At 63.7% G+C, this 11,740-nt stretch carries 18 protein-coding genes and 1 pseudogene; 8 read left to right on the top strand and 11 right to left on the bottom strand.

The genetic code is table 11. The features are described from left to right. The first annotated feature begins 797 nt into the window (after window positions 1–797). Window positions 798–1,178 carry a hypothetical protein gene (locus tag ACFCYE_RS16870; protein WP_376180602.1) on the top strand — a complete coding sequence of 127 codons (381 nt, stop codon included), beginning with the start codon at window positions 798–800 and terminating at the stop codon, window positions 1,176–1,178. 50 nt (window positions 1,179–1,228) lie between these two features. Continuing rightward, a complete protein-coding gene (locus ACFCYE_RS16865; RefSeq protein ID WP_376180601.1) occupies window positions 1,229–1,756 on the top strand; it encodes a hypothetical protein in 528 nt (175 codons plus the stop codon). 31 nt (window positions 1,757–1,787) lie between these two features. Here ACFCYE_RS16865 and ACFCYE_RS16860 read toward each other — a convergent pair whose 3' ends face one another. Both ACFCYE_RS16860 and ACFCYE_RS16855 read right to left on the bottom strand, forming a co-directional pair. Next, complete coding sequence (locus tag ACFCYE_RS16860; protein ID WP_376180600.1) at window positions 1,788–2,210, bottom strand: hypothetical protein; 423 nt, start codon at window positions 2,208–2,210, stop codon at window positions 1,788–1,790. Between the two features lie 94 nt (window positions 2,211–2,304). Beyond that, window positions 2,305–3,120, bottom strand: coding sequence for a hypothetical protein (locus tag ACFCYE_RS16855; protein ID WP_376180598.1), 816 nt, complete (start codon window positions 3,118–3,120; stop codon window positions 2,305–2,307). Window positions 3,121–3,260: 140 nt separating this feature from the next. Here ACFCYE_RS16855 and ACFCYE_RS16850 point away from each other — a divergent pair, with 140 nt between their 5' ends. Together ACFCYE_RS16850 and ACFCYE_RS16845 are read left to right on the top strand one after the other, a co-directional pair. Further along, window positions 3,261–3,767 (top strand): hypothetical protein, encoded by a 507-nt coding sequence (locus ACFCYE_RS16850; RefSeq protein WP_376180597.1) that lies wholly within the window; start codon window positions 3,261–3,263, stop codon window positions 3,765–3,767. 131 nt (window positions 3,768–3,898) lie between these two features. Continuing rightward, window positions 3,899–4,315, top strand: a complete 417-nt coding sequence (locus ACFCYE_RS16845) for a GNAT family N-acetyltransferase (RefSeq protein ID WP_376180595.1) — start codon at window positions 3,899–3,901, stop codon at window positions 4,313–4,315. Between the two features lie 207 nt (window positions 4,316–4,522). Here ACFCYE_RS16845 and ACFCYE_RS16840 read toward each other — a convergent pair whose 3' ends face one another. The 4 genes from ACFCYE_RS16840 to ACFCYE_RS16825 form a co-directional block, all read right to left on the bottom strand. After that, entirely contained in the window at window positions 4,523–5,086 is a 564-nt protein-coding gene (locus ACFCYE_RS16840) for a hypothetical protein (protein ID WP_376180593.1), read from the bottom strand. A 10-nt stretch (window positions 5,087–5,096) separates the two neighbouring features. Next, window positions 5,097–5,261: a hypothetical protein gene (locus ACFCYE_RS16835; protein WP_376180592.1), complete on the bottom strand. Its 165-nt coding sequence runs from the start codon at window positions 5,259–5,261 to the stop codon at window positions 5,097–5,099. Then, window positions 5,246–5,722, bottom strand: coding sequence for a hypothetical protein (locus ACFCYE_RS16830; RefSeq protein WP_376180590.1), 477 nt, complete (start codon window positions 5,720–5,722; stop codon window positions 5,246–5,248). Before ACFCYE_RS16830 ends, ACFCYE_RS16835 begins: the two co-directional genes overlap by 16 nt. A gap of 346 nt (window positions 5,723–6,068) precedes the next feature. Continuing rightward, on the bottom strand, window positions 6,069–6,545 hold the full coding sequence (locus ACFCYE_RS16825) for a hypothetical protein (RefSeq protein ID WP_376180588.1): 477 nt from the start codon (window positions 6,543–6,545) through the stop codon (window positions 6,069–6,071). Between the two features lie 241 nt (window positions 6,546–6,786). Between ACFCYE_RS16825 and ACFCYE_RS16820 the strand changes: the two genes are divergently transcribed. Then, window positions 6,787–7,245 (top strand): DUF1772 domain-containing protein, encoded by a 459-nt coding sequence (locus ACFCYE_RS16820; RefSeq protein WP_376180586.1) that lies wholly within the window; start codon window positions 6,787–6,789, stop codon window positions 7,243–7,245. 24 nt (window positions 7,246–7,269) lie between these two features. Then, a complete protein-coding gene (locus tag ACFCYE_RS16815) occupies window positions 7,270–7,806 on the top strand; it encodes an RBBP9/YdeN family alpha/beta hydrolase (RefSeq protein WP_376180584.1) in 537 nt (178 codons plus the stop codon). Window positions 7,807–7,851: 45 nt separating this feature from the next. Here ACFCYE_RS16815 and ACFCYE_RS16810 read toward each other — a convergent pair whose 3' ends face one another. Further along, on the bottom strand, window positions 7,852–8,199 hold the full coding sequence (locus ACFCYE_RS16810; protein ID WP_376180582.1) for a YciI family protein: 348 nt from the start codon (window positions 8,197–8,199) through the stop codon (window positions 7,852–7,854). 116 nt (window positions 8,200–8,315) lie between these two features. Beyond that, window positions 8,316–8,477, bottom strand: a pseudogene (locus tag ACFCYE_RS16805) (DUF6596 domain-containing protein); the annotation flags it as partial. A 244-nt stretch (window positions 8,478–8,721) separates the two neighbouring features. On the opposite strand from ACFCYE_RS16805, the gene ACFCYE_RS16800 reads away from it, so the two are divergent. Beyond that, window positions 8,722–8,898 (top strand): hypothetical protein, encoded by a 177-nt coding sequence (locus tag ACFCYE_RS16800; RefSeq protein ID WP_376180581.1) that lies wholly within the window; start codon window positions 8,722–8,724, stop codon window positions 8,896–8,898. Window positions 8,899–9,258: 360 nt separating this feature from the next. Here ACFCYE_RS16800 and ACFCYE_RS16795 read toward each other — a convergent pair whose 3' ends face one another. After that, window positions 9,259–9,741 (bottom strand): hypothetical protein, encoded by a 483-nt coding sequence (locus ACFCYE_RS16795; RefSeq protein ID WP_376180579.1) that lies wholly within the window; start codon window positions 9,739–9,741, stop codon window positions 9,259–9,261. A gap of 139 nt (window positions 9,742–9,880) precedes the next feature. Then, complete coding sequence (locus ACFCYE_RS16790; protein WP_376180577.1) at window positions 9,881–10,492, bottom strand: helix-hairpin-helix domain-containing protein; 612 nt, start codon at window positions 10,490–10,492, stop codon at window positions 9,881–9,883. Window positions 10,493–10,656: 164 nt separating this feature from the next. On the opposite strand from ACFCYE_RS16790, the gene ACFCYE_RS16785 reads away from it, so the two are divergent. Next, window positions 10,657–11,157 carry an HIT family protein gene (locus tag ACFCYE_RS16785; RefSeq protein WP_376180575.1) on the top strand — a complete coding sequence of 167 codons (501 nt, stop codon included), beginning with the start codon at window positions 10,657–10,659 and terminating at the stop codon, window positions 11,155–11,157. A 57-nt stretch (window positions 11,158–11,214) separates the two neighbouring features. On the opposite strand, the gene ACFCYE_RS16780 is transcribed toward ACFCYE_RS16785, so the two are convergent. Continuing rightward, window positions 11,215–11,640, bottom strand: a complete 426-nt coding sequence (locus tag ACFCYE_RS16780) for an HIT family protein (RefSeq protein WP_376180608.1) — start codon at window positions 11,638–11,640, stop codon at window positions 11,215–11,217. Window positions 11,641–11,740 lie beyond the last annotated feature (100 nt).

Raw genomic sequence — 11,740 nt, 5'->3', positions numbered from 1 at the left:
GACTCGACCGACCTCCCAACTGACGCAGCGTTTCGCAATCTCGGTGTCTCAAAAACCACGCCTCGCGACCTCCCGGTCAGAAACGGCATCGAACGTCTCGCAGCGACGGTTTAGCATCGACGATGAGGGTGGTAGGGATGGGAGGGCAATTGCTACTGCCCCAGGTGACGATGGCGAAGGTCTCATCGCGCTCGATCGACATGGCAGCGGATTCACCGTTCATCGGATCCAAGACGACGCCGTCGGGTAAACCGGGCTTCGTTTGAGCGACACCAGTAGGGCCCGCTACAACCAGTCAACAGGCAGACAGACGACCGCGAGGACGCCGAAGCTGACGTGCACGATGCGCGTTTTCACCACAACCCAATCCTGGACGACGCTGCGTCGAAGGGCCACGATCGTTACGCCATCGAGCAGGCCCTTGTGCTACTCGAGCAGCGCGGAGGAACAACCCGCGGGGCACAACTGCGACGCGCCTCCACCGACATCCGGCGCCTCATGAACTCTCGCCGTGTAGCCTCTGAACATGACCGGGGCGATGCGCGCGGCGAACGGCACGAACGCCGTCCGATGCTCGCCCCTGACCACAATCCCATACGGAGGTGACGCGCAGTGACTTCTCTCATCGAATGGCACGTGATCCTTGCATTGTCCGTCGCGAGCGTTGTCGGCGTCATCACGGCCATAACCATCTGGATCCGGCGGCGCTCAAAAGGCTCGGTCACATCGCTCTGCTGAGTAGTCCGTGTCCTCTCGGAACGATCGAACCGATCTGCTCTCCATGAGACGATACGGCGATGACGCCTCAGGGTTCGCGCCGGTCCACCGCCTGGCGGTGGGAGATGCCGACTCTATGGCTCGGCATCCTGGTGGTCTTCACGACGATGGCTCTCGCCCACACGTTCATGTCCGTGTTCAGTGTCGCAAGCTGTACCGAAACATCATGCGACTACGAGGCATTCACCGCAGCGATCAACACCTCTTACATCGGTTCGATCACCCTGCTGATCGTGACGGTGATCGCCATGATCCTGCTCCGCAAGCACCCTCGAGCCGCGGTCTGGGCGCCGATCACAGCGATCTTGCTGCTGACGCTGCTGCACGTGCTCACCTACGTCGCTGGGCGCGCTGCGCTGACGCTCCCGCTGCTCGGGAATCGGCTGCCGGGCTGTTGCTGACGATGCCCGCGCCACCCTCGCTATCTGCCCGTTTCGCTAGGCTCCCATTCATGACTCTGCCTCGCCCTCGACGCGCCGTTCATCGCACAGCTCTCACCTTCGGCGCCGCGCTCGTCATCCTCGGCGCTTCCGGCTGCACTGCCGTCGGATCCGCCGAGACGGACTCTGCACGTGCAGAATCCACGCGTGTCACGGAGACCCCGTCCCCTTCGAATGAGCCGCCAAGCTCGGAGTCCACGGCGGCCGCGGACGAGATCACCTGCGCTGCTTATGGTGATGTCGTAACCATCCTGCACAACGCTCAGACCGCCTACTTCGAAGAGCGGATGACACAGCAGGAGCTCGACGGCTGGTTCGCCGTCGCCTCGCGCGTGCTCGGGAACATCCCGTCGGCTGACACCGGCACAGTCTCTGAGTCTCTTGTCGCCCTCCAGGAAGCCGTTCCTGCAGTAGCCGACCTCCGCAAGACCAATTTCCCGTTCCCCGATGGCGAGGTGGACGTCCCCGGCGTATCGCTGAGCGAAGCCTGCCGCGAGGCTGGCTTCGAAGTCGTGATCAATGCGTTCACCGGCGGCTGATCTAATCCGTATGCCCGACCGAAACAGCGTCTCAAACGTCGCAGAAGAGCTGCTCGTTGACCAGGTACACGCTGTCGGAGAGTGAGCTGGACTCACTCGGCCCCTCCGGCCCCGCGAGAGTTACGGTCGTGTCTCCGTCCGGATCAATCGTGACCGGCAGCCTGGTGCTGCACTGAGTCAGGTCCTCGATGTCGCTGATCAGCACGAGACAGTACTCCCAGACTTCCCCGTCCTTGTCGAGCGTCCTGCCGATGTAGACGTCCCACTCGGACGTTCGATCGATGTAACGCGTTGTCGACTCATCGATAGCGCCATGATCGATGGAAGCCGGAAGCTGATCGGCGGGCGTCTGCGGGGCGGAGAACTCTGGAACGAGATCGACGGTCGGAGCGCAGCCGGAGAGCAGGAGAACTCCGACCAGCAGCACTCCGACGCATCGAACCCCTGACCTCATACCGAAAACCTACCTATAGGACGTCATCGCTGGTACCAACGGTCCAACAACACTGTCCGGTGGCCCATCCCAAACGGATCGATCGACCACATGACTACTTGCTGTCGAGGAACACGCCGACATCATCACCCTCGAGGACGAACTGGATCGCTCGACCCTCTGGGTACCGGCTGCGCAACTCGAACGGGGTCGCCTCGACGATTGGGACCTCGACGGTAACGGGAAACGAGCCGAAGCTGCAGTCGCTGTAGTGCTCGCCATCGAAGCTATAACCGTTCGGGTTGAACTCCTCGGCGGAAGGAACCGCAGAGCGTTCGACCACGGCGATACAAGCCGCGCCCGTCGCATCGTCTCCGGGCGCTACGTACCAGTTCGCCGTTGTGAAGAGCACGAACCCGTAGAACTCGAAGGCCACTGAATCCTCGGTTGCACCGAGCCAGCCTTCGGGCACCGTGACGGCACTAGTGGGTGCGAGGTTGGCTACCTGCGGTGAACCGTGCGACGCCGAGACAGGTGATATCGAAGTCAGCGAGTAAGTGAGCGCGGCTGCCACGGCTGCACCAGCCAGCAGTGAGGTGATCCACAGCGCCCGGCGCCGGGGCAGAGCGCTGCTCGTTGATCCATCACGGACAGCATGGATGTTCTGCGGCTCGACGGCGTCTTGTTCGTTGAAGTCAGCATTCTCGGTGCCAGTCGGGTCGTCAGGGCTAACCACACCGTCAGTGATCGTTGCGCTCTCCTCGAAGGCCAGTACGTCCGCCCGAGAATCTGTGACCGTCTCGAGGCTCATCCCCTGCCCCTCAAGCTCATGGAGACGAGCCAGCGCCTCAGGATCGTGATCGATGTCAGCATCGCGGCCATATGCGCGAGCGCGAAGGAGACTCAGCTCGTCATTCGTCGATTGATCCATCGCCCTCATCGTCGCATGACTGGACCACGCGACTGAGGATTCCGTCTCTCGGAGTCTGGCCACTGACTGCGGGAAGTCAATGCCGGGGGTCTCGGATGCCCTCGGCCCTATGGTTGACGAACAAGAGGTGCGGAGGGCAGATGAAGAGAGCCAAGCGGCTGCCAGCCGTCGTTGCAATGCTGGCACTGCTCGCTGGGTGCGCCGCTGTAGATCCCCGTGCGATCGCCGAAGAACGGCTCACCAACAGCGTAGGGGTGTCCGTGGATGCGATGGGGAGCGTCGTTGCATCGATAGCCGACGAGACCGACCCCATGGTCGACGACTACACAACAGTGGCTACCTACGAACTCTTGTCGGGATTGGACGACCTACCGGTGGAGCCGGTCGCAGACACCTTGTACTGCTTGGATCGCGTCGACGGGGCGATTACGGCGTGTGTGTTCTATCCCATGAATGTCAACATTCCTGCTGGGCTCGACGGGTTCTACGCGAGCATCTACGGATGCGCAGAACTCTCCGGCACTCCGGGGGACCAAGACATCACAGTGGAAGACGTGGACTGCCCGCAGGAGTTGGTCGACTGGTTCTCCGAACGGTCCTCGGTCGAAGAACCCGAGGCAGTTTCCATCTCCGACATTCACGGGTGACCCCGCGTGACCGCGCGCAGGACGCCATGCTCGTGAACCGTCCAAGATGATGGTCTGCGCTTCCACTCCCCGCCGGATTTACACCGATTACCGACCAGCGACTATCGACCGGATTCCTCAGGAGCACTGACATGCCCAGTTCTGACCTCGAGTCGATTCTCATCGAGTGGCGAGGCTCGGTCTCGAACCATGAAATCAACGTCTTGCACGCCGAAGCTTTCGACCATCCCATCCTTGACGACGATTGGAACGAGCAGCTCCAACGCCTCAGCCTTGGCTGGGTGACTGCTCGCGACGATCAGGGCCTTGTTGGGTTCGTCAACATCGTGTGGGATAGGCGCGCTCATGCTTTCGTCGTGGACATTGCCGTTGCCTCTCGCGCCCGACATCGCGGCATCGGCGTCCAGCTCATCCAGACGGCCCGCGGGTATACCACTGACGCCGGATGCGAGTGGTTGCACGTTGACTTCGAGGAGCATCTACACGACTTCTACCTCAACGCCTGTGGGTTCTTCCCGACGACCGCTGGCTTGATGCATCTGCGATGAGTGCTAACGCGGCTAGGCGGCGATCAGCTTTGCGTGCCGATTCGCTACGAGAAGTGGCACCTGACCGGTGACCGGTGCATGCGCAAGTTCCGGTCTTGCGTTGGAACTCAACAGTCGCCAATCACGATGACGGCCCCTGGGGGGATTTAACGGGCAGAGTGATTTCCGCGCCGTCTTCCCATACGCCGCGCGTAGAGCCTCGGGCGCTCAGCCCTCGAGCTCCGCCTGCCGCTCGGACAGGGGCAACAGCAGAGAATCCGCCCCAGGGATGCTCACGAATCCCATCCCCCGCCAGTGCGTGAGCAGAGCCCTGTGCTTGAACTGATCCTCGACGATCTCACCGCCTGCGTCCCACGACGCCCGAGATGGCATGAGAGCGATGATGTCGTTGCCGAACACTCGCGTCAGCGACCGCACCAGCTCATGACTGAGGCGGCGGCCGCGCGCATCCTCGCGGACCGTGACGCTGTAGACGATGCTGATCGCCTGCGCGAAGGCGGACTCTTCGTCGATGGATTCGATCCGATCGCGATCAATCAGGTCTTCTGCCACGGAGGCCAGGCCCTGGTCCACGGAGTCGAAGCGGTCGAACCAGTTCTGGTCGACGAACGCTCGGTACACGATCGCCTCGGCAAGGACATCGTCCTCGTTCGGCTCTCCGTCCTCGGGCCAACTGACGACTCGGACCCGCCACGCCTCGGGTCCGTCGTTGAAGCGGCCCGTGGTGAGCGAGAACGTCGTCGCGACGTCTCCGTAGCGCTCGTCAGTCACAGGCGTTCGCTCAGGCGATGAGTCGCGCGTCACGCTGCGTGTCGGGGTCTTTTCCGAAGCGGCGGACGTAGATCTCGCGCAACTGCCGGAGTTGCTCGCGCTCGAGGTCGCTGATCGGCTCAGCCTTGCCGGCGGCGATCCGGCGCTGCAGGCTGCTGGTCAACTTCTTCTCCACGACAGCCACCTCCTTCTCGTTCCATTCTCCGCTCGATTCGGCTGATTGTCTACGGCCGGGGACCCCTGGAGATTCTCGATGACACGGAAGATCATCTTCGCTTCCATCTCGGTCGCCTGCTCAGACAGCGCCACGAGCGCAGAGTTCGCAACCTCACGGTCTGCCTGCTTGTCGGAGACGGCTTGGCTCAACGCCCACTCCGCACGGTTCCACCACTGCTCGCGGGCAGCATTCTCGCGCGTGATGCGGGTCGATCGGTAGGCCGGGAAGAACGCGATAACCGCCGCGACCACGGCGAACAGGCCTGCAGCCGGCGGCCCCGACCAGAAGTCACGCCAGAACGGGTCGTCGAGCACGAATGGCGGGAAGAACCCGCGGACGATCGCACCAGCCGCAGCGCATACTGCACCGACGATGACGACTCGCACGATGAGTCGCGTCCGCTGGTTCATTCTCCGCATGCGCACACCGTACCGCAGGGCGGCGACACACTCCGTTCCAACGACCGACGCTCCGTTCGACCTCTGAACGGCCCTGATCTGGTTGATCGGGACCTGACCGCCGCGTCAAGCACGAGGCGGTTCGGGCGTCATTGCGCCGTGACCTGATCCGGGCATCATTCAGTCGCGACCGGACGAAGAGATCAGAAAGCGATCGCGACGGTGCCGCTCAGCACGGATCTGCTTCTGCGCACGCTCCATCGTCTTATGGGGATCGACGACGGGACGCTCGATAGCTGCGACGGTACCGTCGTCGACAACACTCGTCGACGCGCTGTTCTTCTGAGAGGTTCGCCAACCTGCCCGTCTACGCGGAGAGGGAATCCTCATAGTCCGCATCGGGATCCACGCGCCGCCTCGGCGCTTGTGCTGATTCTGCTCTGCGGATTTCGCGTGTGCCGTACCGCCAGCCGAGCACGACGGCGGGGCACGCCGACGCGGCCACGATCGCCGCGAGCCACCACCAGCCCGCGAAGTCGCCCAAATAGCCATCATTCGTCAACCACACGGCCAGAGACGTCGTGACCACCCCGATGGCGAGCCCGAAGATCCCGAACGTTACCTCATGCACCCACAGCCGGCGCTCGGTGCGCAGCGCCCGTCCGATCACGAATGCCAACGGCGAACCGAGCATGAGAGCTCCGAATGACCATGGGACGGTGAGGTACAAGGCGACGAAGCCGTAGCCCGTCGCGGGGATGAGTAGAGCGAGCTGGTGGATGACGAGGAACCACAGCCACGCGGCGATCGCTCCTCGCACGAACTCGGCGCGGGAGAAGCTCATTGGCTCTCCATCAGTCCTCGGCCGCAGGCCTGCGCTCGTTCCCACGCCCCGAACGTACCAGTGCTCATCGTCCGTGCTGAGGTGCAACTAGGTGCCTGTCGACATGGCGCTCTCCGAAGGCGCAGAACCGGTGAAGGATCGCAGGGCGAGTGATGGCGGCATTCCACGAGGTAACCGGGACGTCCAATTCGGCGTCGGGCGTGCGGACTTGAGCGAGCACACGTGTCGTAGATTGCACTACGTGGAACTCTCGAACATCCTCGCCGGCATCGGTGTCGTCCTTCTCGCACTGGGAGGTGGCACGTTCTGGTCGTTCTCGACGGGCGTGATGCCCGGGCTGGGACGCACGGACGACGAGACGTTTGTGACGTCGATGAGAGCGATCAATCGCGCGGTGATGAATCCCCTGTTCCTGCTGCCGATCTTCCTGCCCCCGGTGTCGCTCATCTGGGCGGGGTCGATCACGCCTGAGCAGCCGCGCGGATGGATGCTTATCGTCAGCGGTGTCGTCTTTTTCTTCGGAGCGATCGCCGTCACCGTCGCAGGAAGCGTCCCGCTGAACAACGCGCTGGACAACTCGACATCATCTGCAACTGTCACGCGAGGAACGTTCGAGCGTCGCTGGAACGTGCTCAACGACGTGCGCACTGGGTCATCTGTCGTCGCGATCGCTGTGGCGGTGTGGGCTCTCCTGGTCTGACCCCCACGTGGCTAGCATCGAGCCGTGACCAAGAACGCGATCATCTTCCACGGCACCGGCGCGCATCCCGATGTCGTCTGGTATCCGTGGCTCGACCGCCAGTTGACTGCCCGCGGGTATCGCGTCGAGCGCCCCCACTACCCGGGCATCAACGTCGAGCCGATCGCGGAGTTCCTCCCGAGAGTGCTTGCTGCCCACGACTTCGACGCAGACACCGTGCTGGTGGGTCATTCCGGCGGAGCGGCACTGCTGTTGGCGCTGCTCGAACACCTGCAGGCTCCCGTCGCCCAAGCCATCCTGGTGGCGGGATACGCGACCAGGGTGAACGAGTCGGACGAGCCTGTCCTGCAGGAGACCTATGACTGGGATCGGATCCGCTCGAACGTCGAGGACCTGTACTTCATCAACTCGGTCACTGACCCCTACGGCTGCGATGCCAGCCAAGGTCAGCTGATGTTCAATCACCTCGGCGGGACCCAGATTGTTCGCGACGACGGCCACTTCGGCGACTACAACCAGCAATACGACACGTTCGAACTCCTGGACCGGCTCATATGCTGAGCGCAGCAGCCCCGCCTGCGCATCCAACCCAGCGGGGCTTCACGTTCAGCTGCCGATGATCCCGCCGCTGTGCACGAGCCGCACCTCGAGCCCGCCATCGCCGCTGATCGCGGGATCGGTCGATACGATCCTCAGCGCGTCATCCCAGTCGGACGCCTCGATCACATAGACGCCGGCGACCACCTGGGGTGCGTCGACGAAAGGACCGTCGCTCACTCCCTCGGCACGAATCGAACGGGCCATGTCCCGCGGGGTGAACGCGAATGCCGCGCGGAGCGAGCCAGACGCGACGAGCACCTCCGCATGCCCATCCGGCTGGGCGAGGTCCTCCTTGGTCGCATCGAGCTCGTGAGCTGAATCTCCGGTGTAGATGAGGACGGCGTACTGGGGCATGTGCATCTCCTTTGATGGATTGAACGCGAGCTAGAGGATTCTATGGAGGTGGAGAGATCGGCTGCTACTCCAGCCCGCGAAGGACGGCTTCGACGGCGAAGTCGTGTCTCATCTATCAGCTGTCGATCCCACGCGGTGCGATCCTGCTCGTCCAGTCGCACGAGCTCTCCCCCGGCGGACAGCCGAGCATCCGAGCGCGCCTGGGTGAGCAGCATCAGCGCGAGCAGCCCGGTCGCCTCGGCATCCTCGTCGGAGTCCTTCGAAAGTAGCGCTCGGATTAGCCGAGCCAGCCGGATCTGTCATGTGGATGACCAGGACCTTGTGTCGCGCGGTCATGGCGCTCCTCTCGATCGCACATGCGGCGATCCTCATCATCACCACGAACACGTTCACATCGATTCGACAGGAGAGGGAAAAGAAGTCGCAACATTTTCTTGACACCCGGTGTCGAAAGACGCCGGTGTCTTTCGTGGTCTTCACGAGGGCGGTCGAGCGGCCGTTCCCGTGACGAGAGGATCCGCCATGCGACACAACACCATGAGCCCTGCCGAAGCCCGCGAGTTCAGCGACCGCATCCGCGACATGCGCTGGGAGCGCGTGGAGGCGCGAGCGGCACGACGACAGGCCGTCGCCGCGCGCCGTGCGGGGAGATTGCGCTCGGTCCCCGCACGCCTCACCCGGCTACTGCTCAGCAACTGAAGGAGTGAGTGGCGCCGGCGCCAACGTCTCCGTTCACCCGCCGAGTTCACCGACGATCACGTCAATCGCGCGGGCAAGATCCGCGCGGGCGTCAGTGTCACGCGCGGTCAGCGCGTAGTTCTCGATCAGGGCCTCGGCGACTTCGGCCGGGTCGTGACCGACCCCGTCCCGAACCGGCCTCCCTGCGGTCTGAGGCCGCCCTGAACCGGCGACCGTCCTCTGGGCCGGCTCGCTGGGGCCGGTCTGAGGCGCGCGTCTGACGCGATCGGGGACGACAGAGCACATCGAAGTCGCCGATGCTCTCTGCGTCCCACCCTCGCGTTCGAGTCCGATCTTCCACGCAACCGCTGACCGGTCCGATCAGGACAGCTGGCCGCCGGCATTCCTGATCAGTTGGGTCAGCACCCGAACGGTCGTTGCGTAGTCCGCATCGTCGATGCCCTCGTGGAGCAATGAGCCGACGGCCGGTGCGTACTCTTTGAGGGTGACAAGCGCGACTTCGCCTTCCGCTGTGATCCAGAGGCGATCATGCTCGTCCCGTTCCAACCAGCCCTTCTCGTGGAGCACCCGCGCCTCGGCCGCGAGGTCGTCCTCCGCCCGGAGATAGGTGCGCATAGTGTGCTGCAGCTCGGTGATCGACATCCCCTGCCCATCCGGCGAGAGGTCGTTCGGCGACAAGTTGCGCAGCAGCCAGAACTGCGGCTGCGTGTACCCGCGCTCTGCCTGCTGGGCTCGGATGAAGGAGATGATGGCCTCGTAGGCAACGCCCGTCACGTACCCAGCGGGCATCGACGAGGGTGTCACGGGCAGGTCGACCGGCGTGGTGACTTCTGGACTGGTCATGTGAGCAATGCTCACACCTCAACTTCACTTGAGGTCAAGCGATGTGTCGACCGCGAGTTGCCGAACGACACTGACGCCATGATCTTGCCGGTGGAGACTCCTGCGATGGACGTCACCTCTCTTGGGCGGGGTGGGCCGCTCACACGCGCACCTTGTCCCGCAGTCCCGCCAGCAGCTTCTCGCCGATCCCCGGCACGGCGAGCAGGTCGTCCACCGACGCGAACCGACCGTTGTCGTCGCGCCACTGAATGATCCGCTCGGCCAGAGCGGGCCCTATCCGCGGCAAGGTCTCCAACGCCGCCTGGTCGGCGGAGTTCAGATCGATCACGCCGTCCTCGGCGGCCCCGGCACCGGACGCCGCGCCAGGGGCCGGCGCTGCGCCGATCTGCGGCACGACGATCTGCTCGCCATCGGAAAGAAGTCGCGCCAAGTTCACCGCCTGCAGGTCGGCGTCGTCGAGCGTCCCGCCGGCCGCGGCCAGAGCGTCCGCCACCCGCGAGCCTTGCTCCAGAAGGTAGAGCCCTGGCCGTGCCACCTGCCCGAGAACATGCACGTACACCTCAGCCGGGGCGACCGTCGCCGACCCGGCATCCGTCGTGTCGACCACCTGTGACGGAGCGGTCTGGCCTCGCAGGATGCCGAGGCCCACGGCCCCCGAGAGCACGACGAGCCCGAGCACGACCGCGGCGCCCACACTCAGCTTCAGCCGCGCCCGCGGGCGCACCTGGGGCGTCTCGGAATCCTCTGGCACTCCGCCACGCTACGCACGACCGGCCCGGGCGCAACGCGACGATCCCGGCATCCGTGGAGAACTCCCAGGATGCCGGGAACGGTGCAGTGCGGGTGCTTCACCCCTTGAGGGTGTCCGGCCGATGCAGAGTTCATGGAGGTTCATCAACTGGTTACCCAAGCCGCATGGGACAATCCTGCGTGCTCTCCGTTACTCATGAACCGGATGCTTACCCATGCCCCTTCTGTGGACTTCAGCAGGGCATCTTCAATGAGCGAAACCAGCCTTCCGACGTCGTCGCTGTGACGGAGGGTGCGTTCGCGCGCATCGCGCCGAAATGGTGGCCAGGCAATGCCGGTGCCGTCCTGGTGATTCCCCGCACACACGTTGAGAACATCTATGGATTGACGCCGGAGGACGGCTACGCAGTGTGGCAGCTTGCGCAGCGCGTTGCAGTAGGCATTCGCTCGGCATATGGATGCGAAGGGACCTCGATCCGGCAGCACAACGAGCCCGCGGGAGACCAAGACGTCTGGCACCTTCACGTGCACGTGTTTCCACGCTACGAGGCCGACGACCTCTATCGGCGTCACGATCAGTCGAGTTGGGTTGCACCGGCTGAGCGAGAACCGTATGCGGCGAGGCTGCGCAAGGCTCTGGGCATGCCGTTCTCCTTCGAGGACTGACCTGCACTCACTGACGAGGGTCCCGTGAACGGCAGGTCAACCGCAGCTCGACGGCAGCTACGTTTCGCGTGTGGGTTCCGATGACTCCCACGCTCTCTGGAGTGCTGTGACCGCGTCATGGAACGCATCAGGCGGAAGATGCGTCGGGCCGCCTGCGATGTTCACGTTACGGAGAGGATCGTCGGTTGCGTGCTGAGGGAGCAAGTGGCAGTGAAGGTGGGGCATCCGGTGCCCCATGACGAGGTAGTCGATCTTCTTCGATCGGAACACTTCATCGATGGCGCGCGCCGCGCGTTGGACATCCCTCCAAAAGCTCGCGAGCTGGTCCAAAGGTAGCTCCGCCATATCGACAACGTGCTCTCGAAGAATCACGAGGCTGTATCCGGCGTGGTGTTGATTTCGAGCGAGCCGTACATGACTCGTGCCGGTCGTGGCGACGAGGGCACTGTGGTCGTTCGCCGGCAAGTCCGCGTCAGCGCACATGCCGCACCGCTCTGCCGCCACCAGCGCTTCCCATTCGTCTTCCGACCACCACATGGCTCTCACCGTAAACGATCGTTTGTAGCGACGCCGTCCGATGGAG

Origin of the sequence: Microbacterium sp. NPDC056234, assembly GCF_042267585.1 — a bacterium.
GTDB lineage: Bacteria > Actinomycetota > Actinomycetes > Actinomycetales > Microbacteriaceae > Microbacterium.
The sequence above is the reverse complement of the archived record's forward strand: the minus strand, read 5'-3'. Positions and strand labels throughout refer to the sequence as shown.

Bases quoted from the DNA above. Each gene is read 5' to 3' on its own strand.
- ACFCYE_RS16795 (WP_376180579.1), bottom strand. From the start codon at position 9,741: ATGACCAGTCCAGAAGTCACCACGCCGGTCGACCTGCCCGTGACACCC.
- ACFCYE_RS16785 (WP_376180575.1), top strand. From the start codon at position 10,657: ATGGGACAATCCTGCGTGCTCTCCGTTACTCATGAACCGGATGCTTAC.
- ACFCYE_RS16870 (WP_376180602.1), top strand. From the start codon at position 798: ATGACGCCTCAGGGTTCGCGCCGGTCCACCGCCTGGCGGTGGGAGATG.
- ACFCYE_RS16855 (WP_376180598.1), bottom strand. From the start codon at position 3,120: ATGGATCAATCGACGAATGACGAGCTGAGTCTCCTTCGCGCTCGCGCA.
- ACFCYE_RS16845 (WP_376180595.1), top strand. From the start codon at position 3,899: ATGCCCAGTTCTGACCTCGAGTCGATTCTCATCGAGTGGCGAGGCTCG.
- ACFCYE_RS16865 (WP_376180601.1), top strand. From the start codon at position 1,229: ATGACTCTGCCTCGCCCTCGACGCGCCGTTCATCGCACAGCTCTCACC.
- ACFCYE_RS16830 (WP_376180590.1), bottom strand. From the start codon at position 5,722: ATGCGGAGAATGAACCAGCGGACGCGACTCATCGTGCGAGTCGTCATC.
- ACFCYE_RS16860 (WP_376180600.1), bottom strand. From the start codon at position 2,210: ATGAGGTCAGGGGTTCGATGCGTCGGAGTGCTGCTGGTCGGAGTTCTC.
- ACFCYE_RS16780 (WP_376180608.1), bottom strand. From the start codon at position 11,640: ATGTGCGCTGACGCGGACTTGCCGGCGAACGACCACAGTGCCCTCGTC.
- ACFCYE_RS16800 (WP_376180581.1), top strand. From the start codon at position 8,722: ATGCGACACAACACCATGAGCCCTGCCGAAGCCCGCGAGTTCAGCGAC.
- ACFCYE_RS16810 (WP_376180582.1), bottom strand. From the start codon at position 8,199: ATGCCCCAGTACGCCGTCCTCATCTACACCGGAGATTCAGCTCACGAG.
- ACFCYE_RS16825 (WP_376180588.1), bottom strand. From the start codon at position 6,545: ATGAGCTTCTCCCGCGCCGAGTTCGTGCGAGGAGCGATCGCCGCGTGG.
- ACFCYE_RS16850 (WP_376180597.1), top strand. From the start codon at position 3,261: ATGAAGAGAGCCAAGCGGCTGCCAGCCGTCGTTGCAATGCTGGCACTG.